25 protein-coding genes are annotated in these 25,644 nt (G+C 69.9%); 15 read left to right on the top strand and 10 right to left on the bottom strand.

Features of this window, described 5'->3' with window-relative positions; all coding sequences use genetic code 11:
• The first annotated feature begins 63 nt into the window (after positions 1-63).
• Positions 64-684, top strand: a complete 621-nt coding sequence (locus tag ACI3KT_RS11455) for a TetR/AcrR family transcriptional regulator (protein ID WP_307294922.1) — start codon at positions 64-66, stop codon at positions 682-684.
• 24 nt (positions 685-708) lie between these two features.
• Here ACI3KT_RS11455 and ACI3KT_RS11460 read toward each other — a convergent pair whose 3' ends face one another.
• Positions 709-1,023, bottom strand: a complete 315-nt coding sequence (locus tag ACI3KT_RS11460) for a DUF2277 domain-containing protein (RefSeq protein WP_292906228.1) — start codon at positions 1,021-1,023, stop codon at positions 709-711.
• 9 nt (positions 1,024-1,032) lie between these two features.
• Positions 1,033-2,022, bottom strand: a complete 990-nt coding sequence (locus tag ACI3KT_RS11465; RefSeq protein WP_404904337.1) for an o-succinylbenzoate synthase — start codon at positions 2,020-2,022, stop codon at positions 1,033-1,035.
• A gap of 61 nt (positions 2,023-2,083) precedes the next feature.
• Here ACI3KT_RS11465 and metH point away from each other — a divergent pair, with 61 nt between their 5' ends.
• On the top strand, positions 2,084-5,728 hold the full coding sequence (gene metH, locus ACI3KT_RS11470; protein ID WP_404904339.1) for a methionine synthase: 3,645 nt from the start codon (positions 2,084-2,086) through the stop codon (positions 5,726-5,728).
• 100 nt (positions 5,729-5,828) lie between these two features.
• Here the strand turns inward: metH and ACI3KT_RS11475 are convergent, their stop codons facing one another.
• From ACI3KT_RS11475 to ACI3KT_RS11485, 3 genes are all read right to left on the bottom strand, one after another.
• Positions 5,829-8,801 (bottom strand): ATP-binding cassette domain-containing protein, encoded by a 2,973-nt coding sequence (locus ACI3KT_RS11475; RefSeq protein ID WP_404904340.1) that lies wholly within the window; start codon positions 8,799-8,801, stop codon positions 5,829-5,831.
• Positions 8,798-9,337, bottom strand: a complete 540-nt coding sequence (locus tag ACI3KT_RS11480) for a hypothetical protein (protein WP_307294932.1) — start codon at positions 9,335-9,337, stop codon at positions 8,798-8,800. Before ACI3KT_RS11480 ends, ACI3KT_RS11475 begins: the two co-directional genes overlap by 4 nt.
• Before the next feature lie 68 nt (positions 9,338-9,405).
• The gene (locus tag ACI3KT_RS11485; protein WP_404904342.1) at positions 9,406-10,419 is read right to left on the bottom strand and encodes a GNAT family N-acetyltransferase; all 1,014 of its coding nucleotides are present in this window, start codon (positions 10,417-10,419) and stop codon (positions 9,406-9,408) included.
• A gap of 90 nt (positions 10,420-10,509) precedes the next feature.
• On the opposite strand from ACI3KT_RS11485, the gene ACI3KT_RS11490 reads away from it, so the two are divergent.
• From ACI3KT_RS11490 to ACI3KT_RS11520, 7 genes are all read left to right on the top strand, one after another.
• Positions 10,510-10,842 carry a PadR family transcriptional regulator gene (locus ACI3KT_RS11490; protein ID WP_292906312.1) on the top strand — a complete coding sequence of 111 codons (333 nt, stop codon included), beginning with the start codon at positions 10,510-10,512 and terminating at the stop codon, positions 10,840-10,842.
• 1 nt (position 10,843) lies between these two features.
• Entirely contained in the window at positions 10,844-11,833 is a 990-nt protein-coding gene (locus ACI3KT_RS11495; RefSeq protein WP_404904344.1) for a permease prefix domain 1-containing protein, read from the top strand.
• A 77-nt stretch (positions 11,834-11,910) separates the two neighbouring features.
• Complete coding sequence (locus ACI3KT_RS11500) at positions 11,911-12,822, top strand: 1,4-dihydroxy-2-naphthoyl-CoA synthase (protein WP_292906242.1); 912 nt, start codon at positions 11,911-11,913, stop codon at positions 12,820-12,822.
• Between the two features lie 5 nt (positions 12,823-12,827).
• Positions 12,828-13,991: an AMP-binding protein gene (locus ACI3KT_RS11505; protein ID WP_404904347.1), complete on the top strand. Its 1,164-nt coding sequence runs from the start codon at positions 12,828-12,830 to the stop codon at positions 13,989-13,991.
• A gap of 38 nt (positions 13,992-14,029) precedes the next feature.
• A complete protein-coding gene (locus ACI3KT_RS11510; protein ID WP_404904348.1) occupies positions 14,030-14,821 on the top strand; it encodes a class I SAM-dependent methyltransferase in 792 nt (263 codons plus the stop codon).
• 63 nt (positions 14,822-14,884) lie between these two features.
• Complete coding sequence (locus ACI3KT_RS11515) at positions 14,885-16,063, top strand: sensor histidine kinase (RefSeq protein WP_404904349.1); 1,179 nt, start codon at positions 14,885-14,887, stop codon at positions 16,061-16,063.
• Complete coding sequence (locus ACI3KT_RS11520; protein WP_307294952.1) at positions 16,060-16,695, top strand: response regulator transcription factor; 636 nt, start codon at positions 16,060-16,062, stop codon at positions 16,693-16,695. Before ACI3KT_RS11515 ends, ACI3KT_RS11520 begins: the two co-directional genes overlap by 4 nt.
• Positions 16,696-16,715: 20 nt before the next feature.
• On the opposite strand, the gene ACI3KT_RS11525 is transcribed toward ACI3KT_RS11520, so the two are convergent.
• Positions 16,716-17,594, bottom strand: a complete 879-nt coding sequence (locus ACI3KT_RS11525) for a LysR family transcriptional regulator (protein WP_404904351.1) — start codon at positions 17,592-17,594, stop codon at positions 16,716-16,718.
• Between the two features lie 86 nt (positions 17,595-17,680).
• On the opposite strand from ACI3KT_RS11525, the gene ACI3KT_RS11530 reads away from it, so the two are divergent.
• The 6 genes from ACI3KT_RS11530 (at position 17,681) to ACI3KT_RS11555 (ending at position 22,195) form a co-directional block, all read left to right on the top strand.
• Positions 17,681-18,175 carry a carboxymuconolactone decarboxylase family protein gene (locus ACI3KT_RS11530; protein WP_404904353.1) on the top strand — a complete coding sequence of 165 codons (495 nt, stop codon included), beginning with the start codon at positions 17,681-17,683 and terminating at the stop codon, positions 18,173-18,175.
• A gap of 17 nt (positions 18,176-18,192) precedes the next feature.
• Entirely contained in the window at positions 18,193-18,546 is a 354-nt protein-coding gene (locus tag ACI3KT_RS11535; RefSeq protein WP_404904355.1) for a nuclear transport factor 2 family protein, read from the top strand.
• A gap of 100 nt (positions 18,547-18,646) precedes the next feature.
• The gene (locus ACI3KT_RS11540; protein ID WP_292906258.1) at positions 18,647-19,408 is read left to right on the top strand and encodes an ABC transporter ATP-binding protein; all 762 of its coding nucleotides are present in this window, start codon (positions 18,647-18,649) and stop codon (positions 19,406-19,408) included.
• Positions 19,405-20,865 carry an ABC transporter permease gene (locus ACI3KT_RS11545; RefSeq protein ID WP_307294961.1) on the top strand — a complete coding sequence of 487 codons (1,461 nt, stop codon included), beginning with the start codon at positions 19,405-19,407 and terminating at the stop codon, positions 20,863-20,865. Before ACI3KT_RS11540 ends, ACI3KT_RS11545 begins: the two co-directional genes overlap by 4 nt.
• Before the next feature lie 119 nt (positions 20,866-20,984).
• A complete protein-coding gene (locus ACI3KT_RS11550; RefSeq protein WP_404904356.1) occupies positions 20,985-21,641 on the top strand; it encodes a 2-phosphosulfolactate phosphatase in 657 nt (218 codons plus the stop codon).
• A gap of 119 nt (positions 21,642-21,760) precedes the next feature.
• Positions 21,761-22,195, top strand: coding sequence for a DUF3054 domain-containing protein (locus ACI3KT_RS11555; RefSeq protein WP_307294965.1), 435 nt, complete (start codon positions 21,761-21,763; stop codon positions 22,193-22,195).
• A 2-nt stretch (positions 22,196-22,197) separates the two neighbouring features.
• Here ACI3KT_RS11555 and ACI3KT_RS11560 read toward each other — a convergent pair whose 3' ends face one another.
• The 4 genes from ACI3KT_RS11560 to ACI3KT_RS11575 form a co-directional block, all read right to left on the bottom strand.
• The gene (locus tag ACI3KT_RS11560) at positions 22,198-22,686 is read right to left on the bottom strand and encodes a SprT-like domain-containing protein (RefSeq protein ID WP_292906265.1); all 489 of its coding nucleotides are present in this window, start codon (positions 22,684-22,686) and stop codon (positions 22,198-22,200) included.
• Between the two features lie 94 nt (positions 22,687-22,780).
• A complete protein-coding gene (locus tag ACI3KT_RS11565) occupies positions 22,781-23,308 on the bottom strand; it encodes a hypothetical protein (protein WP_292906267.1) in 528 nt (175 codons plus the stop codon).
• 124 nt (positions 23,309-23,432) lie between these two features.
• The gene (locus tag ACI3KT_RS11570) at positions 23,433-24,293 is read right to left on the bottom strand and encodes a spermidine synthase (RefSeq protein WP_404904358.1); all 861 of its coding nucleotides are present in this window, start codon (positions 24,291-24,293) and stop codon (positions 23,433-23,435) included.
• A gap of 17 nt (positions 24,294-24,310) precedes the next feature.
• On the bottom strand, positions 24,311-25,576 hold the full coding sequence (locus ACI3KT_RS11575) for an LCP family protein (protein ID WP_404904360.1): 1,266 nt from the start codon (positions 25,574-25,576) through the stop codon (positions 24,311-24,313).
• Positions 25,577-25,644: the final 68 nt, after the last annotated feature.

The raw sequence follows: 25,644 nt of genomic DNA on the forward strand, positions 1-25,644 counted from the left end.
AAAGTCTGTGCGTCGGGTGAGAACCCTTCGACAGGCTCAGGGACCCAGTGGGAAGATGAATCGATGACGACACCCGCTACGCGCAGTCGCGAGAACACGAGGGCGCGTCTGCTCGACGCCGCAGCCCAGGTCTTCGCCGAGGTCGGTCTCGACGGAGCATCGGTCGAGGCCGTGTGCGAACGCGCCGGGTTCACCCGTGGCGCGTTCTACTCGAACTTCGAGTCGAAAGACGAACTGTTCCTCACGCTCGCAGCGAGCGTCGGAGAGGTGCGCGTCAGCGCCGTGCGTGCACGCGTCGAGGAGATGGCGGCCGACGGAGCGTTGGCAGATGGCTGCGACCCGATCGAGCTGGTGCAGGACATCATGGATTCAGGCGGTGACGACAGGCTCGGCGTCATGCTCATGAGCGAGATCCGCATCAGGGCGCTTCGCGATGAGGTCTTCGGCGCCGCCTACCTCGCGCAGGAGCGCGAGATGGTCGCCAGCATCGCCCAGATCATCAGCGACATCGTGGCCGCCGGCCACCTCAGGCTGCGCGAGCCGGCCGAGGCTGCCGCCCGCATGCTGATGATCGTGTGGGAGGGCATGACCGTGCGCGGCGCGATGGACGGGCAGGATGCCTCGCAGCTGCGTCGCACGGGAGGCGAGGAGCTCGGACGCCTCGTCTCGATGCTCATCGAGTGAACTCGCCCGCCGCGACGGCGGGCGTCAGGATGCGGTGCGCGCTGCGCGTTTCTCCTGCTGGAACACCCTGATCGCCTCGTAGCGTTCGGCCGATCGCGCCTGTCGCTTCGCGGCCTCCTCGTTGCGGTCTTTCGGGGGCGCGGTCGTGACCAGGTCGTCGAGGAGATGGCGCGTGGCGTGTGCGATCTCGGCGACGGCGCGATCGAAGACGGCCTGATTGACGCGCGAGGGCTTGGTGGTGCCCGCGATCTTGCGCACGAACTGGAGTGCGGCGTCGTGGCACTCGTCGTCGGTCGCGGCCGGTGCGAGGTTGTTCAGAGGGACGATGTTGCGGCACATGCCGACAGGCTAAGCCGCATCGCCGCCGAGGCCAAGCACCTGGTGGCAGCGGGTGAGGCGTTCGAGCCACCAGTCGCGCCGCTCGTCCGAGGCGGCGAGGCGTTCGAGAGCCGCGGCATCCGGCGTCACCCGATCCGCCGAGATCGATCCGTCGACCGGCCGCAGCTCGGCGACGTCGTCGAGGAACAGCGACGAGGTGCCGAGGCCGCAGTCGTACTCGAGCGAGGGCAACGCCGCCGCCAGGGCGGCGCCCTGCGAGAGGCCCACAGCTGTGTCGAGGGCGCTGGAGACCACGACGGGGAGACCGGCCGCCGTGACGATCTGCAGCGCGTGCGTGACGCCGCCGAGTGGCTGGGCCTTGATCACCAGCAGATCGGCGGCCTTCGCCCGTGCGACGGCCAGCGGGTCGGACGACTTCCGCACGCTCTCGTCTGCCGCGATCGGGATGCCCATGTACTTCACACGCCTGCGCAGATCGGCGAGCTCCTCGACGCTCGCGCAGGGCTGCTCGACGTACTCGAGGTCGAACTCGTTCAGCGCGTGCACGGCATGCTCGGCCTCATCGACGTTCCACAGCCCGTTGGCGTCGATGCGGATGCGCCCCTCCGCGCCCATGGCCTCGCGCACCGCTCGCACACGGGCGATGTCGTCGGCGAGAGTCTGCCTGGGTTCTGCGACCTTGACCTTCGCGGTGCGGCATCCGGCGAACCGCGCGAGGACCTCGGGCACCCTCGACGCCTCGATCGCAGGAACCGTCGCGTTCACGGGAATGCGGTCGCGCAGCGGCGCGGGCTGAGTGCGGAAGGCGAAGTCGATCGCCGCGGCCAGCCAGGTCGCCGCCTCGGCGTCCTCGTACTCGAGGAACGGCGAGAACTCCGCCCATCCCTCCGGGCCTTCGAACAGCAGCGCCTCTCTCGTGTCGACGCCGCGGAATCGCGTAGCCATCGGGAGGGAGACGACCCGGGCTGAGCCGATCAGGTCTGCGAGTGCGGGGAGCATGCCCCCATTCTGGCCCCGAAACCCCGCGAAACACGGCTCATCGCGGCAATAGGCTGGGGAGATGCCGACTCCCCGCCACGCTCTCGATATCGAGGCCTTCGACCGCCCGGCCCGCTCGCAGGCGCTGCTGGATGCCGTGCACTCGCGCGTGGTCATCGCGGATGGCGCGATGGGCACGATGCTGCAGCAGCACGAGCTCTCGATCGAAGGCGACTTCCAGGGGCTGGAGGGCTGCAACGAGATCCTCAACGTCACCCGCCCCGACGTGATCGGCGGCATCCACGACGCCTACTTCGCGACCGGCATCGACGCCGTCGAGACGAACACCTTCGGCGCGAACTGGTCGAACCTGTCGGACTACGGCATCGATGACCGCATCCACGAACTGGCCGAGGTCGGCGCCCGCATCGCTCGCGAGCGCGCGGAAGCCGCGGAGGCCGCGGACGGCCGCGTGCGCTGGGTGCTCGGGTCGATGGGCCCCGGTACGAAGCTGCCGAGCCTCGGTCACACGACCTACGACCACCTCAAGCAGACCTTCGCCCTGCAGGCCGAGGGCCTCATCGACGGGGGAGCGGATGCCTTCCTCATCGAGACGAGCCAGGATCTGCTGCAGACGAAGGCGGCGGTGAACGGATGCCGGCAGGCGATCGTCGCGCGCGGCATCCGCCTGCCGATCTTCGTCGAGGTGACCGTCGAGACCACCGGGACGATGCTGATGGGCTCCGAGATCGGCGCCGCGCTCACGGCTCTGGAGCCGCTGGGGGTCGACGCGATCGGTCTCAACTGCGCCACCGGCCCTGCCGAGATGAGCGAGCACCTGCGGCACCTGTCGAAGCACTCGACCGTGCCGATCGCCTGCATGCCGAACGCCGGACTGCCCGTGCTCGGCGCGAACGGCGCCCACTATCCGCTGACGCCTGCCGAGCTCGCCACCGCTCACGAGCAGTTCGTGCGCGAGTTCGGCCTGGGCCTGGTGGGCGGATGCTGCGGCACCACGCCCGAGCACCTGGCAGCCGTCGTCGAGCGGCTGGAGCCGTACCGCACCCGCGATCTGCCCGCTCGGACGGCCGAGATCGAGTCGGGCGTGGCCTCTCTCTACCAGCACGTCGCCTTCGATCAGGACGCCTCGTATCTCGCGATCGGCGAGCGCACCAACGCGAACGGCTCGAAGGCGTTCCGTGAGGCGATGCTCGATGAGCGCTGGGACGACTGCGTCGAGATCGCGCGCAACCAGATCCGCGTCGGGGCGCATCTGCTCGACGTGTGCGTCGACTACGTCGGGCGAGACGGGGTCGCCGACATCCGCGAGGTGGTCTCGCGGTTCGCCTCGCAGTCCACCCTGCCGCTCGTGATCGACTCGACCGAGCCGCCGGTCATCCAGGCCGGTCTCGAGCTCATCGGCGGCCGACCCGTCGTGAACTCCGTCAACTACGAAGACGGCGACGGCCCCGACTCCCGTTTCGGCAGGATCATGCCGCTCGTCAAGGAGCACGGCACGGCGGTCGTCGCGCTCACGATCGACGAGGACGGTCAGGCGCGCACCACGGAGGGCAAGGTCGCGATCGCCTCGCGGCTGATCGACTCGCTCGTCGGAGAGTGGGGCATGCGCGTCGAGGACATCATCGTCGACGCCTTGACCTTCCCGATCGCCACCGGCCAGGAGGAGACCCGCCGCGACGGCATCGAGACCATCGAAGCGATCCGGCAGATCACGCGGAAGTACCCCGGCATCCACACCACCCTCGGAGTCTCGAACGTGTCGTTCGGGCTCAACCCGGCCGCCCGCATGGCGCTGAACTCGGTGTTCCTGCACGAGGCGTCGGAGGCCGGTCTCTCCAGCGGCATCATCGACGCCGCGAAGATCGTGCCCCTGGCATCCCTTCCCGAGGAGCAGCGCAAGGTCGCCCTGGATCTCGTCTGGGACCGCCGCGAGTACGACGCCGACGGCAACGTCACCTACGATCCGCTGTCGACCATGCTCGACCTGTTCGCCGGTGTCGACACCGCGGCCCTGCGCGACCAGCGCGCGGCGGAACTCGCGGCTCTCCCCGTCGGAGAGCGCCTCGAGCGCCGGATCATCGACGGCGAGGGCAAGGGACTCGAGGCCGACCTCGATCTCGCGCGTGCCGAGGGCAAGACCGCGCTCGGCATCATCAACGACCATCTGCTCGAGGGCATGAAGGTGGTCGGCGAACGCTTCGGCGCCGGCGAGATGCAGCTGCCGTTCGTGCTGCAGTCTGCCGAGGTCATGAAGAACGCCGTCGCGCTGCTCGAGCCGCACATGGAGAAGTCGGACGCCTCGGGCAAGGGCACGATGGTCATCGCCACGGTGCGCGGAGACGTGCACGACATCGGCAAGAACCTCGTCGACATCATCCTCACGAACAACGGCTACAAGGTGATCAACCTCGGCATCAAGCAGCCGATCGCCGACATCATCGCGGCGGCCGAAGAGCACGACGCCGACGTGATCGGCATGTCGGGTCTGCTCGTGAAGTCGACGGTCGTGATGAAGGAGAACCTGCTCGAACTTCAGGCCAGAGGGCTTGCGAAGAAGTGGCCGGTGATCCTCGGCGGCGCGGCGCTCACCCGCGCCTACGTGGAGGACGACCTGGCAGGCATGTTCGACGGCGAGGTGCGATACGCGAAGGACGCCTTCGAGGGTCTCGCGCTGATGGAGCCGCTCGTACGGGTCGCCCGTGGGGAGGACCCGGCCGAAGTCGGTCTGCCGGCGCTGAAGAAGCGCATCCACGCTCGCGGCGCGCAGCTCACCCTGACGGAGCCGGAGAACCTGCCGGCCCGCTCCGACGTGGCATCCGACAACGAGGTTCCGGCCCCGCCGTTCTGGGGAACCCGCATCGTGCGCGGCATCGCACTCGCCGACTACGCGGCGTATCTCGACGAGCGAGCGACCTTCATGGGGCAGTGGGGACTCAAACCGGGCCGCGGCGAGGACGGTGCCTCGTACGAGCAGCTCGTCGAATCCGAGGGGCGCCCCCGGCTGCGCTACTGGCTCGATCGGATCCTCGGCGAGGGGATGCTGGATGCATCCGTCGCCTACGGGTACTTCCCCGTGGTCTCTGAGGGCGACGACGTCGTGGTTCTGCACCACGGCGACGACCCGACCGGCATCCTGGGCGTTCCGGGACTGCTGGCCCCGGACGGAGGATCCGGCCCTTCGACAGGCTCAGGGCTCCAGTTGGGTATGGACCGCCTGCGCTTCACGTTCCCGCGGCAGCGCCGCGACCGGCACCTCGACCTGGCCGACTTCGTCCGTTCGCGGGAATCGGGTCAGGTCGACGTGCTGCCCGTGCAGCTCGTCACCGCCGGAGCCGCGATCGACAAAGTCACTGCGAAGCTCTTCGCCGAGAACCGGTACCGCGACTACTACGAGCTCAACGGACTCGTCATGCAGCTCACCGAAGCGCTCGCCGAGTTCTGGCACGCCCGCATCCGCTCAGAGCTCGGGTTCTCGGCTGAAGACCCGAGCGACACGGCCGGCCTCTTCAAGCTCGAGTACCGGGGTGCGCGCTTCTCGCTGGGCTACCCCGCATGCCCCGACATGGAGGACCGCCGCAAGGTGGTCGAGCTGCTGCGACCGGAACGCATGGGGGTCGAGCTCAGCGACGAGCTGCAGCTGCACCCCGAGCAGTCGACGGACGCCTTCGTGTTCCACCACCCGGAGGCGAAGTACTTCTCGGTGTGAGTTCGGGCCGGCGACGCTGCGAGTGCAGCCGGGCCGAAGTCGCAATTCAGCAGGGGAGCGGGCGTCAGGAAGTCGGCGAGGGTCTGACTCAGCAGCGGCGTCAGGAGTCGGAGACGTCGCGCGTGGATGGGGGCGCGGGCGCCCGCAGCGCAACCGGCTTCGCGCGGCGGAGTGCCGCGAGCACGGGACGCCCGATCAGAACTACTCCGGCGATCGTCGTGATCGCGCGCAGCGTGTCCCATCCGGCGGTCGACGTGACGAGGGAGTAGAGCAGGAAGCTGCCGAGGTTCTCGACGAGAGGAGCGCCGGGCGCGTAGGAGATCGTGGTGCCCGAGCCGATCGCGAACGGCCAGAACCAGAGGTTGAGCAGCAGGCCGAAGAGATAGGACGCGACGGCGCCGTAGGCGCAGAGCATGATGATCTCGCCCCAGCCCCGCACCCGACGGGGAAGAAGCCCGGCGCCGCCGCCCACCCACGCGCACGCGAACATCTGGAACGGCGTCCACGGGCCGAAGCCTCCGAACACCGTGGACGACAGCAGGATCGTGGCGACGCCGAGCAGCATGCCGAACCGGGCGCCGAAGGCGCGGCCGGCGAGCACGAGCAGGATGAACACCGCCTCGACGCCTCCCACGCCGGTGCTCGCGATGCGCAGAGCAGTGCCGATCGCCGCGAGCACACCGAGGTAGGCGAGGGTGTGCGCGGAGCGCACGGTCTGATCGAGCGCCGCGATCGCGACGATCACGGCCACGGGGGCGAGTGCGAGGGCGACCCAGGGCACCGCAGCGGTCGCCTGCGAGGGTACGGCCACGGCGACGAAAGGCCAGGTGAAGGCGGCGAGGGCCACGAGATTCGCCGCGAGGAGTGCGACCGCGGCCCAGCGAGTGCTCGTTCGGCCGAGGGTCGTGCGAGCGGAGAGAGAGGAGATCTCTTCCGCCCCGTCCGTTGAGCGAGCGGAGCGAGACGAAACGCCTGAGTCGTCCGGAACGACCGCCGGAGCGACAGCCGCACGATTCGTACCGTCGATTCGCTTTGCCGGCTCGATGAGCGGGGGGTGCGCGGTGACCGGGACGCTGAGACCGGCTGGTGCGGGAAGCACGCCATCGCTCATCGGCAGGATCCGTGCACCGAGACTGTGCGCGAAGTCGACATCGTGAGTCGCCACCAGCACCGCGGTGCCGGCATCGGCCGCCCGGCTCAGAGCCTCGCGCACCTGATCGCGGGCACGCACGTCGAGCCCTCGGGTGGGCTCGTCGATCAGCAGGGCCTCGGGGGCACGCGCGAGCTGCAGAGCGATCGCCAGGCAGCGTCGTTCGCCGAGTGAGAGGTCGAGCGGATGTCGCGTCATCCGCTCGCGGAGCCCCTCGGCGTCGAGGTCGAGGAATGCCGCGATCCTCTCGGCGGTCGCCGTCTGCGAGGAGATACCGGCCCTGCGCGCCTTGCGGTCGGCCCGAGCGCACTCGGCTGCCACCGTGTCGCGGGTGAACAGATCGTCGGAGGCGTCGGGGACGAGCACCGGGCGCCCCGTGACCACGAGATCGCGCGGCGGCAGCGCGAGCGCCATCAGGAGAGAGGACTTCCCCGCGCCGTTGGGCCCGATCACCGCCGCGATCTCACCGCGGGCGAGCGAGAGAGTCGCGTGGGCCACAGCGATCGTGTCGTCGAGCGCGATGCGGACATGCGATGCCGCAAGGGCTGAAGGACTCGCGACCTGCGTTCGTCGAGCGGGGGAGCGCAGCGATCGAGCCGAAACGCGGTGAGAGTCGAGCGGAGGAAGCGCCGGACGACTGAGGCGTTTCGTCTCGCTTTGCTCGCTCAACGAACGGGCGTTCGTGGGACTGAGGCGTTTCGTCTCGCTTTGCTCGCTCAACGCACCGGCCTCGATCGTCCACCACTCGTCGGCGACGTCCTCGAAGGCGGCTGCGCGATGCTCCGCGACCAGCACGCACACGCCGCCTTCGTGAGCCAGCGACTCCAGCGCCGCGACCACGCGCGCACGTGCGTCGGCATCCAGGTCTGCGAGCGGTTCGTCGACCAGCAGCAGGATCGGACGCTCGACCACTGCGGCGGCGATCGCGACCATGGTCGCCTCCCCGGCCGACAGCGCGTGCACCGCTCGATCCCGCAGATGGGCGATGCCCAGACGCTCGGCGACCTCATCGACGCGAGCGGTCACGATCGTCGATGCCACTCCGCGCAGCTGCAGAGACAGTCCGATCTCGTCGCGGACCAGTTCGCTGCAGAACCCTTCGCGCGGGTTCTGCAGCACGACGCCGACGAGCCGGGAGGAATCGCGCGGCGGCGTCCGCCGGCGCTCGTGCCCCGCCACCTCCACGACGCCCGTCGACCAGCCGCCGTCGACGTGGTCGACGAGCCCGGCCAGACCGCGCAGCATCGTCGACTTGCCCGATCCGGTCGGACCGGTGGCGACGGCGAGCACTCCCGTACCGAGGGAGAGCTGCGGCACGGACAGCACCGGCGCATCGCCGAACCCGAAGGCGGCATCGCGCACGGTCACGGGGGTCAGACACTCGCCGTCGACCGGTGCGCCGCCGAAGCCGCGCAGCTCCAACCCGTTCGCGACCGCCGCCGCGCGCTCGAGGGTGCGCTCGAGCACCGGGACCAGCATCCGCGGTCCCGCCTTCTCTCCCCGGAGGCGCTGCGCGGTGTGCACGGTGCGCACGGCCTGGCCGAGGCCCGGCAACGTCGACCACGCCACCGCCAGCGCCCGGGCGATCCCGCGCAGCGGGCCGCGTCGGGCGAGCAGGCCGAACGCCCGCGAGATGTCGAACAGGGCGTTCAGCAGGCCGAACAGCAGGATGACCGCGGCGATGGGCAGGGCCGAGAGCACGGCATCCCAGAGCCCGTCGATGGTGACGGGGCCGAGGAGCGTCACCCAGGAGAAGGGGGCGGGCAGCCGCACGGCGGGCAGCGGCAGCAGCACGACACCGCTGCCGTCTGCACCGTGGAACAGCACGCGGTAGACGACGCGGGCGACGACGAAGATCGCCGCCAGCCCCGCCGCCGCGCGCAGCGGGCCGGGTCTCAGTCGGAGCCGGCCCGCTCTGGTCACGAGGTGGGAGCGGCGGGAGCGCCGTTGACGGTGAACAGCAGCTCGACGCTGTCGCCGGGGTTCAGCTCGAGGGCGGAGAGTCCGGTCTGCGCGTAGTCCCATTCGCCATCGGCGGGCTTGACCCACAGGCCCCAGTATGCGGCGGCCGGGGGCATGTCGGCGCAGGTCTCGTGATAGGCGGCGCCGTCGTCGCCGGTGAGCTCCGTATCCTCCGAGGGCACGCCGTTCACGCGGCAGATGACGTCGTCGGGGTAGGTCGTGGTGCCCACCGTGGTGAACCCGGCCTCGGTCACCGCATCCGTGCCGAGGATCGTCTCGTCGGTCTCGACGCACACTGAGGCGGAGGGGTCGTCGGAGATCTCCAGATCGCCGGTGTCGACGACGACGGTCACGCCGGCGCAGGCGCCGTCATCGGCGGCGGCGGCCGACGGCGTCGGAGTCGATGTCGGGGCGGTGGGAGAGCACGCGGTGAGGGACAGCGCGAGGACGGCTGCCGCGGACAGGGTGAGAGCGAGGTTTCGGGTCTTCGGGGTCACCGTTCTACAGTACGGAATCGGATGCCGCATCCCGTGCCTGTGTCGTCACAATCAGGCGGCGCTTCGCCTCACAGGAGACGCTTCTGCAGCTCGCCCATCCGTGCCGTCATCCGGAACCCGAGGCGCGTGTTCACGGCGAGCATGTGGACGTTGCTCTCGGCATTGAAGGTGTAGACGCGGGTGGTCCCGGGTGAGAGGCGCTGCAGCAGCCGAAGATTCTCGAGCTTCACGCGCAGGCCCAGGCGCTGCCCGCGATCCTCACGCCGCACCAGCGTTCCCCATTGGTAGGCGTTGCCGTCGTCGAGCGACACGACGATCTGCGTGTAGGCGGCGATGTGGCCGTCGGCGGTGAGCGCCGCGGTGCCGAACGACGTGCGCCCCTGGCGCGCGACGAGCTGTTCGTCGGCCCGGAAGTCGGCGACATCGGCGGACGCCGCCTCGATGTCGAGGTCTCCGGTGGGGGCCTCGGTGTCGAGCATCGCGTCCAGAGCGGCCCATTCGACGACGAGGTCTTCGGGCACCGGCCCCGTCCAGCTGCGCACGGTGTATCCGGCCGCAGGAGCCTCCGCGAGGAGGGCGTCGATCGTGGCCTCCGGAACCGGCAGATCCAGGCGGCTCTGCAGGTCGCCCAGAGCGATGTCGTACCCGTGGCGCCGGGCGAACTCGCGTCCGGGTTCGCCTGTGCCGTCGGCCGGGGCGGACGCCGGCCAGAAGATGTCGACCCGCAGGGTCGTGCGACCGGCAGCTGCGGCTTCGCGTTCGAGGTGCGCGAGGAGCGCCGATCCGACGCCGCGCCGACGATGAGCTGCGGGCACGTTGATCCCGATCGCGGCGATGTGCACGTTGTCCTTGAGGGACAGGGCGAGGGATGCCGAGCCGACGACCTCGCCGCCCTCGCGCGCCGAGAAGGCGCGTCGATGCGTGGTGGCCGACGGCTGCTGCAACTCGGCGCGGCTCTCCTCGCGTGACCAGATCACGGCATTCTCGCCCATGTCGACGCGCCGGGCTGCGGCGTAGGCATCCCACCAGGCGTCGACGGCGTCGTCGTCGAAGGGATCGACAGGGCTGATCTCGAAGGACATGTCACCACCGTACGTCGCGAACAGCGACCGCACCCCTCAATATCAATGTGTGCTTGACTATAGTGTGTGACGCACAGTAATGTGATCGACATGAACGAGACGCTCGACACGCACCTGCAGGAGCTGCGCCGAGGCACGGTCGTGCTGGCGTGCCTGCAGCTGCTGCGCACACCCGGCTACGGGTACGGACTGCTCGAAGAGCTCGAGAACCGCGGCTTCGCCACGGACGCGAACACGCTCTACCCCCTGCTGCGCCGACTGGAGAAGCAGGAGTACCTCACCAGCGAGTGGAATACCGACGAGGCCCGGCCCCGCAAGTTCTACCGCACATCGGATGCCGGCATCCGCCTCGCCGACACCCTCACCGACGAATGGCGCTCGCTCACCGCGGCGATCACCGCCCTCACCGCAGAGGAGAACTGACATGACCACGACAGCCACTCTCGCCGAGCGCTATATCGCCGCGACGGTCAGAAGCCTGAAACCCGATGCGCAGGACGACGTCCGCGCCGAGCTCGAGGCTTCGATCGCCGACGCGATCGAAGCGAGGCTCGAGGCCGGTGAGTCGCCGACGGATGCCGAGCGGGCAGTGCTCACGGAACTCGGCGACCCCGGCATCCTCGCCGCGGGCTACGCCGATCGCCCCCTGCACCTCATCGGTCCGCGCTTCTACCTCACCTGGTGGCGCCTGCTGAAGCTGCTGCTGATCATCGTGCCCGTCTGCGTGCTCGGCGCAGCCGCACTGGGGCAGACGATCGCAGGCGCTCCCGTCGGCGAGATCATCGCCTCGGCGATCGTCGCCACTGGCGGGGCGATCATACACATCTGCTTCTGGACCACACTCGTCTTCGTCGTGCTGGAGCGCACCGGCAGCTCGACGTCGATCCACGAGTGGGACGTCGACCAGCTGCCTGAGATCACCGAGAACGGCGCCGGGCGCAACGAGCTGATCGCCTCGCTCGTCTTCCTCGGGATCGCCGTCGGCGCTGTTCTGTGGGACCGTTTCCGGGGTTTCATCCCGGGGGAGGCGCTGCCGATCCTGAACCCTGACCTGTGGCCGTGGGGCATGGGACTGCTGCTCCTGCTCATCGCGGCGGAGGCGGTCTTCGCGATCATCATCTTCCGTCGGGGCGGCTGGACGGTGGGGGCTGCGGTCGTGAACACCGTCCTCGCGCTGGCGTTCCTCGCGTGGGTGCTCGTCCTGCTGCTGCGCGGCGAGCTCGTCAACCCCGACTTCCTCGCCCACGTCGTCACGGCCGGCGGTGACGGCTTCGCCGCGGGTGATGCCGAGGCATCCGGCGAGGGTGGGATCATCCGCATCCTTGCGGTCGTCCTCGGGTTCGGCGTCGCGGCCGGCGTCGTGTGGGACATCGTCGACGGGTGGATCAAGACCGTCCGTCGGCGCCGGCCCTGACACCGTCTCCGAGAGAGCGCCGCCCACGACGGGCGGCGCTCTCTCGCCTGCGCCCGCCGAGGAATAGGCTGGACGCCGTGACCACAGCATCCGTCTCCGACCTGTTCGACCCCGAGGAGTGGGTGCTCGCGCCCGGTGCCGAGGACTACACCGACATCACCGCCCACGTCACGCCCGACGGCGGCGTCGCGCGCATCGCGTTCGACCGGCCCGAGGTGCGCAACGCCTTCCGCCCGCACACCGTCGACGAGCTGTATCGAGCTCTCGACATCGCCCGACAGGATCCGCGCATCGGCGCCGTGCTGCTGACCGGCAACGGGCCGAGCCCGAAGGACGGCGGCTGGGCGTTCTGCTCGGGCGGCGACCAGCGCATCCGCGGGCGCGACGGTTACAAGTACTCCGACGACGTCGACGCGGTCGCCGATCCTGCACGCGCCGGCCGCCTGCACATCCTCGAGGTGCAGCGCCTGATCCGATTCATGCCCAAGGTCGTCATCGCGGTGATCCCCGGGTGGGCGGCCGGCGGCGGCCACTCGCTGCACGTGGTGTGCGACCTGTCGATCGCCTCGGCGGAAGAGGCGCGCTTCAAGCAGACGGATGCCGACGTCGGCAGCTTCGACGCCGGCTACGGCTCGGCATACATGGCCCGCCAGACCGGGCAGAAGATCGCCCGCGAGGTGTTCTTCCTCGCCGAGGAGTACTCGGCGCAGCGCGCGTACGAGATGGGCGCCGTGAACCGCGTCGTCCCCCACGAGGAGCTCGAGCGCGAGGCCCTGAAGATGGCGCGCACCGTGCTCACGAAATCGCCCACGGCGATCCGCATGCTCAAGTTCGCCTTCAACGCCGTCGACGACGGCATGGTCGGCCAGCAGGTCTTCGCAGGAGAGGCGACCCGCCTCGCCTACGGCACCGACGAGGCCGTCGAGGGTCGCGACTCCTTCCTCGAGAAGCGCGCCCCCGACTGGTCGGCGTTCCCCTACCACTTCTGACGCTCATGCCGACTGAGCTGAGGCCGACTGACGCCGAAGACCCGAAGGCGCTGCTCGAAGCCCTGCGGCACGCGCTCGAGGGCGGACCCGCGCTCGGATTCGGCATGGTCGGTGGGGAACCCGAGGCGGTGCCGGACGGGACCGCCGTCGTCATCGCGACCTCCGGATCGACCGGCATCCCGAAGCGCGTCGTGCTGAGCGGCGAGGCGCTGCGCGCGGGCGCCGAAGCGACGGCCGCGCGCATCGGCAGCGGTCGCTGGCTTCTCGCGCTGCCGGCGACCTACGTGGCGGGGCTCCAGGTTCTGGTGCGCTCGGTCGTCGCAGGCACGGAACCCGCGATCCTCGAAGGGCGCTTCTCCGCAGAGGGCTTCGCCGCGGCGACCCTGTCGATGCTGCGCCCTTCCGCGGGGGCAGGCGCAGGCATCCCCGACCTGTACACCTCCCTCGTTCCCGCACAGCTGGCCACGCTGCTGGAGGCTGAGGACAGCCTCGCGGTGCGCGCCGCGTTGCAGGCGTACCGCGCGATCCTCGTGGGCGGCCAGGCGCTGCCCGAGCCGTTGCGCGATCGCGCGGCCGCACTCGGCGCGCGGCTCGTGCGCACGTACGGCTCGAGCGAGACGAGCGGCGGCTGCGTGTACGACGGCGTGCCGCTCGACACGGTCGCCGTGCGCGTCGTCGACGGGGAGCTGCGCATCGCGGGCCCCATGCTCGCCGACGGCTATCTCGGCGACGACGAGCTCACCGCCCGCACCTTCACCCGCGACGAGCACGGCATCCGCTGGTACCGCACCGGCGACCTCGGCCTGATCGAGGACGGGATCGTGCGGGTCCACGGCCGTGCGGACAACGTGATCGTCTCGGGAGGCATCAACATCTCTCTCGACCGGGTCGAGCGGATCGTGCGGCGCATCCCCGGTCTCAGTGGCGCCGTCGTGGTCGCCGTCGACGACGCGCGCTGGGGGGAGGCCTCCGTCATCGTGGCGCCCCGCGGTGAGGCGCTGCGGCGCAGCGAAGCCGAACAGCTCGCGCACGCTCGCGACGCCGTCGCGGAAGAACTGGGCAAGCACGCCCGCCCCGCTCGGCTGATCCTCGTCGACGAGCTCGACACGCTGTCCTCGGGCAAACCCGATCGCGAGTCGATCCGGCGAGCGGTGGCCGAGCTGCACTGACCGGCTCGACGGCGTTCCGCGGGGTGCCAGGATGGAACATGGCCTCGTACACGCACGGACACCACGAATCCGTCCTCCGCTCGCACAGCGTCCGCGACATCTCGAACTCCGCCGAGTATCTCCGTCCGCACCTCACGGGATCGACGAGGCTCCTCGATGTGGGAGCGGGGCCAGGCTCCATCACCCTCGACTTCGCGAGCGTCGTCGCGCACGTCACCGCGACCGAGATCGATGAGAACGCGCTGTCGCTGTCGCGTGGTCTCGCCGAGTCGCGCCGCGCGACCAACATCGACTTCTCGGTCGAGGACGTGCACGCGCTGAGCTTCGCCGACGACAGCTTCGACGTCGTGCATGCGCATCAGGTCCTGCAGCACGTCGGCGATCCGGTGCAGGCGCTGCGCGAGATGCGCCGGGTCGCCGTGCCTGGCGGGGTCGTCGCGGCGCGCGACGCGGACTACGCCGGATTCATCTGGTTCCCTGTGCTGCCCGAGCTCGATCGCTGGCTCGATCTGTACCGCCGAGCGGCGAGGGCCAACGGAGGAGAGCCGGATGCCGGTCGCCGGCTGCTGTCGTGGGCCCGAGCCGCCGGGTTCGACGACGTCACGGTCACGGCATCCACCTGGTGCTATGCGACACCCGAGGAGCGCAGCTGGTGGGGAGGCATGTGGGCCGACCGCATACTCGAGTCCGCTCTCACCCGGCAGCTGCTCGACAGCCGCATGGCGAGCGAGGCCGAGCTGCGCGACATCAGCGATGCGTGGAAGCGCTGGGCCGACGACGGCGACGGCTGGTTCCTCGTGCCGCACGGCGAGATCATCGCGCGCGCCTGACCCGTCGGCCGGATACATCTCGAGGCGGATGCCGCAGCTTTCGCGCTCGCGTAGCGTGGGGGAGTGATCCGGCCGCTCTCCCGTACGGCGCTCGTGCTCGACATCCTCGGCGCGGTGCTGCTCTTCGTCGTGCTCACGCCCATGTCGGTCGTCTTCTACGGTCCGGTGACGGGCGGCCCGGAGGTCCACGGTCTCGCCCTCGCCGGGCTCATCGTGGCGGGCGTGCTCATGATCGGCGGCGTCGCGATCGGCCGCCTCGCGCCCGGTATCGCCCTCGCGGCAGCCTGGGCAGGCGCCGTGCTTCAGATGCTGTCGGGCTTCGGACCGGTGCCGATCGACCTCGCCATCCTGCTCGTGCTTTATGCGACGGCGGCGTGGGGCTCGAGGGCCGTGCTCTGGTGGGGATTCGGGTCGACCCTGCTGGGCGGACTCATCGCCGCGGCGTACATGGTCCTCGTGAACGGCGTCTCGTTCGTCGCGAGCACGGGCTGGGAGCAGCTGAGCGCGGGAGTGCTGCTGCTGATCGTCTCGATCCTGGCGCTCGGCTTCGCGTGGGTGAGCGGGCTGCTGTGGCGAGTCGTGCTGCGCGCTCGTCGCACGAGGGCTGCTCAGCTGCAGGCCGAATCCCTCGCCGCCGAGGAGCAGGAGCGCGTGCGCATCGCCCGTGACATGCACGACATCGTCGCGCACTCGCTCGCGGTCGTGATCGCGCAGGCCGACGGCGCGCGCTACGTGGCCGCGGCTGAGCCGGAGATGGCGACCGAAGCGCTCACGACGATCGCACAGACGGCCCGCGGCGCGCTGTCCGACGTGCGGCTGCTGCTCACCCAGCTCAGACATCGCCAGGGCGACGGTCCGCAGCCGACGCTCGCCGATCTCGAGACGCTGTTCGCACAGGTGCGGCAGGCGGGGATCGAACCGCGCATCACGGTCGATCCGATGCCGCCCGGCGAACCGCCGGGGGCGATCCAGCTGGCCGTCTACCGGATCCTGCAGGAAGCTCTGACCAACGCGATCCGCCACGGGGACGGCTCGGTCGACGTGCGACTGTCATGGCTGCCCGAACGCGTCGACATCGAGATCGCCAACCGCATCGGGGTCGTCGCCTCGTCGCCCTCATCGGGGCACGGGCTGATCGGCATGCGCGAACGCGCACAGCTCGTGGGCGGTAGCCTTCATGCGGGGCTGGAGGGCGAACTGTTCCTCGTTCGCGCCTCGCTGCCCATCGGGGGGAATTCGTGATCAGAGTCGTGCTCGTCGACGACCAGGCGCTCTTCCGCGCCGGCATCCGCATGCTGGTCGCGTCGCAGCCCGACCTCGACGTCGTCGGCGAGGCCGGCGACGGGCGCGAGGCGATCGATGTCGTGCGCGCGACGCGGCCGGACGTCGTCTTGATGGACATCCGGATGCCGGTCATGGACGGCCTGACGGCCACCACCGAGATCCTCGCGCAGCCCGACCCGCCGCGGATCGTGATGCTGACGACCTTCGACCTCGACGAGGCCGCCGCCCGGGCGATCCGACAGGGAGCGAGCGGCTTCCTGCTCAAGGACGCGGACCCCGAGTTCCTCCTCGCGGCCATCCGCACGGTGAACTCGGGCTCGAGCGTGATCGCGGCATCCGCCACGCGTGATCTCTTCCAGCACTTCGCCGAGGCGCCGAAGCCGGTGCCCGTCCAGTACTCGGCCCTCACCGATCGCGAACGCGAGATCTTCGCGCTGGCCGCCCGCGGCCTGTCGAATTCCGAGATCGCGGCGCGCGAGTATCTCAGCGAGGCGACCGTGAAGACGCACATCAGCCGCATCCTCACCAAGCTCGCCCTCCGCGATCGCGTGCAGCTGGTCGTCTTCGCCTTCGAGCACGGACTGGCCTGAGGCCGGACACCCGTTCCCGATCAGGTCGTCGAGGGGGACGCCCGCAGCAGCTCGAGCAGAGCGCGCGTCGCGTGCGTGGGCTCAGTGCGCCAGGCGATTCCCAGGCGAGAGCGGGCCGTCGGCGCTCCGATGGGCACGATTCGCACGCCGGCCCAGCCGGCGCAGGTCGTCTCGCTGACGATGCCGACGCCGAGGCCGCGGGTCGCGAGCATCTCCACGAAGGAGGGCGTCGACACCTCCCACCGGGGTGCAGCCATCCGCCCGGACGCGGTGAGCAGGGCATCCAGCGCAGTGCGCGCCCCGGTGCCGGATGGCAGCACGATGAGGTCGGCGTCGAGCAGCTCGCGGGGGCGGATGCTGCGCCGTGCCGCCCACGGGTGGTCCGGCGCGACCACGGCGACGAGCGCGTCATCGAACACGACGCTCGTCTCGAGCCCCTCTCGGACACCGGCGGTCCACGCGGCGACCGCGACATCGCTCTCACCTCGCGACAGCGCCGACAGGAGCTCTTCCGAGGTGCCTTCGTGCAGGCGGATGTCGAGGCCGGGATGCGTCTCGTGCAGCGACGCGAGCGCGTCGAACAGCGGCGGCCAGGCGAGCCCCGACACGGTGCCCACCCGCAACGAGCCGACGACGAGTCCGCGCAGGTCGTCTGCCGCGGCCCGCACTTCGCTGACCGCCGACAACGCAGCACGGACGATCGGGAGCAGCCTTTCGCCGTCGGCCGTGAGTGCGGCGCGCCGTGCACTGCGATCGAACAGCGTGACCCCGAGTTCGCGTTCGAGCTTCTGCATCTGGGCGCTCACGCCCGACTGGCTGACGTGCACCCTGTCTGCCGCCGCGGTGAACGAGCCCGCGTCGACCACGGCGAGAAAGTAGCGCAGCTGATGGAGTTCCATATCTGAGAACGATGATATCTATCTGAACCAGCTGTTGGACAGATCGATACTCGGGGACGACGCTGGAGAGGACGAAAGGAGGAGTCATGAACTCCGCACCCACCGATCCGACTCCGACCGTCCCCGTGCTCGTCCGCCTGGACTTCGATGCCACCGCACCTCGATTCGCCAAGGCGCTCGCGCACCTCGACAACGCCGCCACCGGCGAGCTCGACCAGGCGGGCGTCGATCGCCTCCTGCGCGAGCTCGTCCGCATCCGAGCGTCCCAGCTGAACGGCTGCAGCTACTGCGTCGACCTGCACACCGGTGACGCATTGAAGGCCGGCGAGAACGCGCGCAGGCTCGCCGCGGTCGCCGTATGGCGTGAATCGCCTTTGTTCACGGCGAGGGAGCGGGCCGCCCTCTCGTTGACCGAGAGCATCACCCGGGCTTCCGAGACCCATGTGCCGGATGCGGACTGGAAGGCCGCATCCGCGGTGTTCTCACCCGAGGAGCTCGGCGCCCTAGTGTCGCTCATCGTCGTGATCAACGCCTGGAACGCAGTCGGCGTCTCCACCCGCGCCTGGACGGTGTCGCTGTGAGCCGAGAAGGTGAAGCCATGACTTCGCAGCAGGACGCCACCCGCCGCGCCGCGACGATCTACTTCGACGCCTGGCGTGATCGTGACTTCGGCCTGCTTCGGACGGTCCTCGCCGAGGACGTGCAGTTCTCCGGTGTCTTCGGAGACGCCGCAGGCGTCGACGAGTGCATCGCGGGCCTGGAGGGGATGGCCGGCTCCGTGATGGACACCTTGCGCCTGACCCGGCGGGTCGTCGAAGGGAAGGATGCGATGACGTGGTTCGATCTCGTCGCCCGGAACGGCGCGATCGTGCCGACGGTCAACTGGAGCCATGTCGAAGAGGGACTGATCACGAGCATCCGCGTCGTGTTCGATCCGCGCCCGCTGCTGTGACGGGAGCGGATGCCGCGCCCGCCGGATCATCCTTGCGATGTACCCGGATGCTCCGCCAGAGCGACGCGCCGCGGCATCCGCTCTCCGTAGCGTCGATGGCATGGAGATCACGACCACCGACCTCGGGCTCGCCGCCCGCGTCCAGCACCTGAAGAAGACCTACGGCACGGGCGAGGGCACCGTGCGCGCGCTCGACGACGTGAGCGTCGGCATCCGTCGCGGACAGTTCACGGCGATCATGGGGCCGTCCGGCTCGGGCAAGTCGACGCTCATGCACATCATGGCGGGGCTCGACACCCCGAGTGAGGGGCGCGCCTGGATCGGCGACACCGAGATCACCGGGCTGGACGATCTCGATCTGACGATCCTGCGCCGTCGTCGCGTCGGCTTCATCTTCCAGGCCTTCAACCTGGTGCCCACGCTCACGGCGCTGGGCAACATCATGCTGCCCTTCGAACTCGACGGCCGTCGCCCGAGCGCGATCGAGAAGGCCCGCATCGACGGCCTCATCGAATCGCTCGGCCTCGGCTCGCGCCTCGAGCACCGCCCCCACCAGCTGTCCGGCGGCCAGCAGCAGCGCGTCGCGATCGCCCGCGCGCTGGCCACGGCTCCCGACCTCGTCTTCGCCGACGAGCCCACGGGCAACCTCGACTCGAAGACCGGACGCGAAGTGCTGCGCCTGCTCGCGGAGGCGAGTCGCGACCACGGACAGTCGATCGCGATGGTCACGCACGACGCGATCGCCGCGAGCCATGCCGATCGGGTGCTGTTCCTCGGCGACGGTCGCATCGTCGCCGACCATCCTCGCCAGAGCGCCGAGGAGATCTCGGCGTACATGCTCGCGGCGGAGGTCTCGGCATGAGCGCGATCGCCACCGTCGTCCCGCAGACCGCGGCGACCGGCCCCCGCCTGGCCTGGCTGCGCGACCGAGGCATGGGCGCGAGCGTCCTCGTCGCGACGCTGTCGGCCGCCTTCGGCGTCGTGCTCGTCGAGACGACCGCGTACATCGGCGCGGTGCTGCAGGCGGATCCGTTCATCGGAGACAGCGGAACGCTCGCCGTCGTCGTGGCGATCCTCTCTGTCCTGTTGACGGCGGTCGCGATGTACGTTGCGGCGATCGTGACCGCCAACACGTTCTCGACGATCATCGCGGGGCGCACACGCCAGATCGCGCTGATGCGGCTGATCGGCGCCACCGCTCGGTCGCAGCGCGGCGAGGTGGGCCGGCAGGGGCTCGTGGTCGGGATCATCGGCGCACTCCTCGGCGCGGCAGCGGGTCTGCTGCTGGCCGCAGTCGGCGTACAGATCGGCGCCCAGTTCATCGACAACGTCCCGCGGGACTTCACGATCGCGCAGCCGTTCATCGTGCTGCCCGCGGTCGGCGTCGCCCTCACCACGTGGATCGCCGCATGGGCGGGCTCCCGGCGAGTTCTGGCGGTCACACCGCTGCAGGCCATCGGCGGCTCGGTCGAGCGTGCGCATGACGAGGTCGCCGGTAAACCGGGCCGCCACGTCGGCGCCTGGGTGCTGCTGATCTCGGGTGCGGCTCTTCTGGCGGCGGGGGTGGTCCTCGGTCTGATCACACCGCTCGGAGTGGTGGTCGCGTTCTTCGGGGGCATCCTCTCGTTCACCGGGCTCGCACTCGGATCTGTCATCTTCATGCCGCCCGTGCTGCGTCTCGTCGGGCGCCTGTTCGGATCGAGCGCCACCGCGCGCCTCGCAGCCGAGAACGCGCTGCGCTATCCGGAGCGCTCCGCGCGCATGGCGATCGGCGTCGTGATGGGAGTCACGCTGGTCACGATGTTCGCCGTGGCGCTCGAGTCCGCCAAGCGTCTGATGACGAGTCAGGTGACCGGAGAGATCCCGCCCGACTTCTTCGCGCCCTTCGATGCGTTCGGGACGATCATGATGGTTCTCGTCGCGGTCTCGGCGGTCATCGCGGCGGTCGGACTCGTGAACCTGCTCACGATCGGCGTCGTGCAGCGCCGGCGCGAGCTCGGGCTGCTGCGCTCGATCGGCCTCTCGAACGCGCAGGTGCGCCGGATGGTGCTCCTGGAGGCCACGCACATCACGGTGGCTGCCACCGTCACCGGTCTCGTGCTCGGCATCGCCTACGGATGGATCGCCGCGCAGTCGCTGCTCGGCTCGGTGCCGACGCTGCCCGACTTCACACCGGCGGGTCTGATCGCTCCTCAGGTGCCGTGGATCCCCGTCGTGGTGATCGTCGTGGCCACTGCGGTGCTCACGCTCGTCGCGGCCGCGACTCCCACCCGGCTCGCGACACGCGTCGCGCCCGTCGAGGCGCTCGCGGCGGATTGACGCGGCCCGGCGCCGGTAGCCGATGTCGGTGTCGAGGTGCGTGTTGTGGTCGCGCTTTCCGCCCGCGCCGACCACAGCACGCACCTCGAGAAGCATCCGAGCGAGCCTAGGCTGGAGAGATGGCATCGCCCTTCGACCAGTCCACGTATCAGGTCCGCTTCGAATGGGGAGCCGCCGGCCTCGCACGCCTCGCCCCCGCCGACATCGTCGTGGTCGTCGATGTGCTGCGCTTCTCCTCGACGGTGCCGGATGCCGTCGCCTCGGGCGCCGTCGTCACCCTCGATGACGCGCGCGAGTGGTCGAGCAACGGTGCGGCCGTGGCGGCGTCCGCCGAGGGCGCTCTCGTGCTGGTCGGGGGGCTGCGCAATGCTGCGGCCGTCGCCCGCGCGGTGCAGGCCGTGCAGGAGCGCCGTCAGCAGCGCACCTCGGTGGCGGTGATCGCCGCAGGGGAGAAGGCTCCTGACGGCGCTCTGCGTTTCGCCGTCGAAGATCAGCTCGGCGCCGGAGCCGTCATCGCCGCTCTCACCGATCTCGGCATCGACCACACCGCGCCCGACGCGGCTGTCGCCGCCGAGGGGTTCCGAGCGCTCAAGGGCGCCCTGCGGCACCTGCTCAGCGCCAGCGGCTCGGCACGCGAGCTCGAGATCGGCGTCGCCTCGACCGCGCGCATGGCGGAGTCGGGGATCGTGCCGGCATCCGTCGCCGAGGCCGCGTCGCTCGATTCCTCCGACATGGTCCCCGTGCTGCGCGACGGCAGGTTCGCGCCCTTCGTGTAGCCCCTCGAGCGGACGGGCACCTGCCGAACGCACGGCCCAGTGACGTCGACAGACCGTTCACTCGTCAACAAGCCGCGCGCTCGCCGCGGATTCGGGCCGCGGGGCCGTATGGTCGGGGCATGAGATACCTCCCCGCTCTCATCGTCGATGCCGTGCTCGTGCTGATCTTCGCCGTGATCGGGCGCGCATCGCACCAGGAGGATCCGGGCGGATTCCTCCTGACCGCCTGGCCGTTCCTCGTCGCGCTCCTGGTCGGGCACGCGCTCGCCGCGCTCATGGGATCGGGGCCGCGCAAGCCCTGGTCGCTGCTGTGGGGTGTCACCGTGTGGGTCGTGACGGTCGCGGGCGGCATGCTGCTGCGCATCATCGCCGGCGACACGGCGCAGCTCGCGTTCATCATCGTCGCGACGGTCGTGCTCGGCGTGTTCCTCGTCGGATGGCGCGCTCTCGCAGGAACGCTGCGCAGGCGTCAGAGCACCAAGGAGACGGATGCCGCGGCATCCGATTCTGCGGAGGATGGCGCCGCTCCCGAACAGCGCTCGTCTACGGACTGATCTCAGCGTGCCATCTGGGCGGCGAGACGCGTGGCCGGGGTGATCTCGCGCCTGGTCCAGGTGAACTGGTGGCGCGCGTCGTAGGTGCGTGAGCATTTCGCGCACGACGTGGCCCTGGTCGGGCGGCGGTGCCGGTAGGTGACGTGACCCGCCGGACAGGTGCCGACCCACGGTGCGAGTTCTACCGCGGTCTCGCCCCGATGCGTGACCCCGCCGTCGTAGCCGAGGTCGCGTGCGATCCGCTTCCACGAGGCACCGTGTGCGGCCTTGTGGCCCGCGAGCGCGTGCGCCACCTCGTGCAGCAGCACCTGGTGGATCTCGTCGTCTTCGAAGCGCGCAGCGAGGTAGCGCGACACCGTGATGCGCTTCTTCGTGTAGTCGCACTGACCCGCGCGGCGTTTCGCGTTGTCGAAGCCGAAGGACCAGCTGTCGTCGAGATGCAACCTGATCAGCGCTTCGCCCCAGATGCGCACACGGTCGAGTTCCGCCATGCGCCAAGGCTAAGCCATGCCGCCGACATTGCGACCTGCACGGCGCACCTCGTCGCGGTGGTCGGGCCGGTAGTCGAACCGGTGAGGTGTCTGCTCAGCCGGCGACGAGCTGAGATGGCCGACGGCGCTCCGCGGCTTCGATCGCGAGGAGCGCGACCTCGAGCTCCCGGTCCTCGGCGCCGGCCTCTCGGCGGAGGAACAGGGAGCGTTTGAAGCTGTCGCGGGCGGTCTCGAAGTCTCCCGCTTCGTACGCGTTCTTGCCGTGGTGCTGATGGGCGAACGCCGCGATCGACGCCCACCCCTGTCCCTCGGCCTCGGCTGCGCACGTCGTGAGCTCCTGCTCGGCCGCCGCGAACGCGCCGCGGTACTGCAGGATCGTCGCGTGCAGAACGCGAGCGCGGAGCACGTCCTTGCGGGTGCCGGCCATGCGGGCCTGACGCACGGTCTCGTCGGCGAGGGCGAGCGCCTCGTCGAGGCGCCCGAGCACCTTCAGGAGCCACACGCGTTCCAGCAGAGCGGGAAGGCTGCGCTGGCTCTCGATCTCGGCCAGCCTCATCGCGCATTCATCGAGATCGACCAGTTCGCGGAGGGTCTCCTGGTCGTAGCCCCGGATGAAACTCATGCTCTCGGCTCTCCTCTCGCAGCATCCCTCGCTCCAGTCTGCATTCCCGTTTCCGCCGAGACGGGGAACACGCCGAGGAGGCATGACCTTGCCCGGTGTGTTCCGTTTCGGCGCCGGCCCGGGCTCAGCGGAGGAAGAGCGAATCGTCGGGGCGAGGGGACGCCGTGGCATCCGAATCGGTCACGACGCGGGCGCCCTGGATGAAGGAGAGGACCTCGGCGCCCTGAGCGATCTTGGCGGGATGGGGACCCGCGGCGAGCACGCGCGGAAGCCAGTCGGTGGGCAGGGGAGAGGCGGACGCCGCGATCACGAGGTTGCCGAATCGGCGCCCCTTGAGAACCTGCGTATCGGCGAGGACGCCGACTTCGGGCAGGACCTCGGCGATCGTCGCGGCCTGCCGGCGGGCGAAGGCGAGACCGGGTCCGTCGGCGACGTTCACGAGGAGCACTCCTGCTGGTTTCAGCAGCGCCCTCAGTTCGCGGTAGAACTCGACGCTCGTGAGGTGCGCGGGCGTCTGCGCCCCGGAGTAGACATCGGAGATGACCAGATCGCAGGTGCCGGTGAGGGCCGGGGGGAGCTTGTGCACTCCGGCGCGCGCATCGCCGATCCGCACACGGATCGCGGCTCCTCGCGGCAGCGGAAGGTGTTCGCGCACGAGCGCCGCGAGCGGGGCCTCGAGCTCGATGACCTGCTGGCGGGATCCGGGTCGGGTGGCTTCGACGTAACGCGGCAGGGTCAGGGCGCCCGCGCCCAGATGCACTGCGGTCAGCGGACCGGGCGGCAGCTGATCGATCACGGCGCCCATGCGCACCACGTACTCGAAGTGCAGGTGAGTGGGATCGTCGAGGTCGACGTGGGATTGCGGGGTGTCGTCGACGATCAGCTCGAAGCCGCTGGTGAACGCGCTCGGCACGATGCGGGCGACGCCGCCGTGATCGAGTCGGGCCTGCGGGTGCTCGGTGTCTCGTGCGCGCGTCCTGCCCATGCTCCGAGACTACGCGGTCACTTCGCCTGGTTGCCGTTGGAGCAAGTGTCCTGCTCGACGCTCTGTCCGGAGATCTCCGGCGGCAGCGTCGTGCGCACCTCGGGCGTCTGGGTGGCGGGCGGCGTCACCGGATCGGCCGGCGTCTCGCCCGGAGGCGGCGTGGGCACGACGATGCCGGAGTGGCTGTTGACGTCTCCGGAGAGGGAGATCGGCTGCCCTGCGATGAGGGCTGCCCAGAGCGCCTCGGCAGCATCGTCGATGGGGACCACCTTGCTCTTCGGATTGTCGGGGTCGGGGGTGTTCGGGAACTGCACGAACACGAAGTCGGCGAAGTCGACGCCCTTGAGAGCGAGGGCCAGCTGGGCCAGCGTGAGCGGGTTGCTGAGCTTCTCGCTGGGCACGATGTTGTCGGCGATGGTGTTCGCGAGCTTCAGCACGGTGGACGGGTCGGTCAGGGTCTCGGCGCTGAGGATCTTCTTCGCGAGTCGCGACATGTACTGCTGCTGGTTCGAGATGCGCGCGAGGTCGCTCTCGTCGCCCACGCCGTGGCGCGTGCGGATGAACGCCAGGGCATCCGCGCCCGAGATCGTGTGAGTGCCGGGCGGCAGGTCGATTCCCGCCTGAGAGTCGTGGATGCCCTCGCCGGCGACGCAGACCTCGACCCCGCCGATCGCGTTGGTGATCTCGATCACGCCGTCGAAGCTGATCTTCGCCGCGAACTCGACAGGGAGGCCGCTGAGCTCGGTGACGGTCGTCGCGATGCATGAGACGCCGCCGTGATCGAACAGGGAGTTGAACGACGCCTTCTCCATGGCGGGGGCGGTCGAGCCGTCGTCACGAGTGCACTCGGGCACCTCGACCATGAGATCGCGGGGGAAGGACACCACGGTGACGTTGCGCGGTGCTGCCGACACGTGAACGAGCAGGTTCACGTCGTTGCGGATGCCTCCGTCCGCGTCGCTGCAGCGCTTCCCCATGTACTGACTCGTGATCTCCCCGCATTCGTCCGTGCCGACGATGAGGAGGTTGAAGGCCTTGTCGTCGGGGTAGGCCCCCAGCGCGGGAGGCGCGACGTCGTCGTCGCCCTCCAGCGCGACCGCCCCATCGCTCACCCGGTTGGCGAGGTCGATCGCGACGAACGCGGCGATGGACGCAGCCGACACGAGGAGCACGGCGAGCGCAGCCCCGAGCAGCTTGAGCGCGACGGATCCGGGCGAGGGGGAGAGCAGGTGAGCATGGCGCGCGACTGTCGTCCGGTCGGCCTTGTCGAAGGGGCGGCGCATGCCGTGAGCCTACCTCTGGAAACTTTTGTCACAACCGGATGACAATCGTGAGAATTGCTTGCAGCTAA

The sequence above is a fragment of the Microbacterium sp. ZW T6_19 genome, from assembly GCF_044987465.1.
Classification (GTDB): Bacteria; Actinomycetota; Actinomycetes; order Actinomycetales; family Microbacteriaceae; genus Microbacterium; species Microbacterium natoriense_A.

Coding starts and splice junctions, on each gene's coding strand:
- ACI3KT_RS11565 (WP_292906267.1), bottom strand. CDS start 23,308: ATGAGTTTCATCCGGGGCTACGACCAGGAGACCCTCCGCGAACTGGTC.
- ACI3KT_RS11460 (WP_292906228.1), bottom strand. CDS start 1,023: ATGTGCCGCAACATCGTCCCTCTGAACAACCTCGCACCGGCCGCGACC.
- ACI3KT_RS11465 (WP_404904337.1), bottom strand. CDS start 2,022: ATGCTCCCCGCACTCGCAGACCTGATCGGCTCAGCCCGGGTCGTCTCC.
- ACI3KT_RS11525 (WP_404904351.1), bottom strand. CDS start 17,594: ATGGAACTCCATCAGCTGCGCTACTTTCTCGCCGTGGTCGACGCGGGC.
- ACI3KT_RS11490 (WP_292906312.1), top strand. CDS start 10,510: ATGAACGAGACGCTCGACACGCACCTGCAGGAGCTGCGCCGAGGCACG.
- ACI3KT_RS11495 (WP_404904344.1), top strand. CDS start 10,844: ATGACCACGACAGCCACTCTCGCCGAGCGCTATATCGCCGCGACGGTC.
- metH (WP_404904339.1), top strand. CDS start 2,084: ATGCCGACTCCCCGCCACGCTCTCGATATCGAGGCCTTCGACCGCCCG.
- ACI3KT_RS11530 (WP_404904353.1), top strand. CDS start 17,681: ATGAACTCCGCACCCACCGATCCGACTCCGACCGTCCCCGTGCTCGTC.
- ACI3KT_RS11540 (WP_292906258.1), top strand. CDS start 18,647: ATGGAGATCACGACCACCGACCTCGGGCTCGCCGCCCGCGTCCAGCAC.
- ACI3KT_RS11510 (WP_404904348.1), top strand. CDS start 14,030: ATGGCCTCGTACACGCACGGACACCACGAATCCGTCCTCCGCTCGCAC.
- ACI3KT_RS11570 (WP_404904358.1), bottom strand. CDS start 24,293: ATGGGCAGGACGCGCGCACGAGACACCGAGCACCCGCAGGCCCGACTC.
- ACI3KT_RS11455 (WP_307294922.1), top strand. CDS start 64: ATGACGACACCCGCTACGCGCAGTCGCGAGAACACGAGGGCGCGTCTG.
- ACI3KT_RS11560 (WP_292906265.1), bottom strand. CDS start 22,686: ATGGCGGAACTCGACCGTGTGCGCATCTGGGGCGAAGCGCTGATCAGG.
- ACI3KT_RS11550 (WP_404904356.1), top strand. CDS start 20,985: ATGGCATCGCCCTTCGACCAGTCCACGTATCAGGTCCGCTTCGAATGG.
- ACI3KT_RS11505 (WP_404904347.1), top strand. CDS start 12,828: ATGCCGACTGAGCTGAGGCCGACTGACGCCGAAGACCCGAAGGCGCTG.
- ACI3KT_RS11485 (WP_404904342.1), bottom strand. CDS start 10,419: ATGTCCTTCGAGATCAGCCCTGTCGATCCCTTCGACGACGACGCCGTC.
- ACI3KT_RS11575 (WP_404904360.1), bottom strand. CDS start 25,576: ATGCGCCGCCCCTTCGACAAGGCCGACCGGACGACAGTCGCGCGCCAT.
- ACI3KT_RS11555 (WP_307294965.1), top strand. CDS start 21,761: ATGAGATACCTCCCCGCTCTCATCGTCGATGCCGTGCTCGTGCTGATC.
- ACI3KT_RS11535 (WP_404904355.1), top strand. CDS start 18,193: ATGACTTCGCAGCAGGACGCCACCCGCCGCGCCGCGACGATCTACTTC.
- ACI3KT_RS11545 (WP_307294961.1), top strand. CDS start 19,405: ATGAGCGCGATCGCCACCGTCGTCCCGCAGACCGCGGCGACCGGCCCC.